The organism is Blautia sp. DFI.6.71 (assembly GCF_020593585.1).
GTDB lineage: Bacteria > Bacillota > Clostridia > Lachnospirales > Lachnospiraceae > Blautia_A > Blautia_A wexlerae.
This window is the reverse complement of the sequence record NZ_JAJDMJ010000156.1, coordinates 1-519: the sequence shown is the minus strand read 5'-3', so window position 1 is coordinate 519 and position 519 is coordinate 1. Positions and strand designations below refer to the sequence as shown.

The window sequence follows — 519 nt, the reverse complement described above, 5'->3', positions numbered from 1 at the left end:
GGGATATTCTGTTTTCGTAATTCTACGCCATAGCTGGATACGGTCTGCATCTCTTTTCCTCCAACAAATCATTTCTTCTGTCAGGCTTTTTTCTTTTCTTTTTCCTTTTGTCCTTCGATGTAGGCAAGCACCTGGTCTCTGCTCCTGTCACTGACCGTTATGGCACAGTAAGACGGATTCCACAGATGCCCACCCCACAGTTCCTTTTTTAACTCCGGATACGCAAGAAACATCTGGCGTGCAAGATTTCCTTTCATGATCTTGATCATATCTGAAATATAAAACTGAGGTTTACAGTCCACAAGCAAATGGATATGATCCGGCATCACCTCCATTGCCAGGATCTGAAATTTATATTCTTCTGCAAGATTCTGTAACATTTCTTTGCATTCTGTATCGATTCCGTTTTTTAAAACCTTTTTTCTGTATTTTGTACACCAGACAAGATGATACTGCAAGGAATAGACATATCCCCTACCATATGAAAGTTTGTTTTTATCTATATTAAATATATCTTTT

At 38.5% G+C, this 519-nt stretch carries 1 protein-coding gene; it reads right to left on the bottom strand.

Features of this window, described 5'->3' with window-relative positions; translation table 11 throughout:
* Positions 1 to 80: 80 nt before the first annotated feature.
* Positions 81 to 512 (bottom strand): IS200/IS605 family transposase, encoded by a 432-nt coding sequence (gene tnpA, locus LJE12_RS19700; RefSeq protein ID WP_161276736.1) that lies wholly within the window; start codon positions 510 to 512, stop codon positions 81 to 83.
* Positions 513 to 519: the final 7 nt, after the last annotated feature.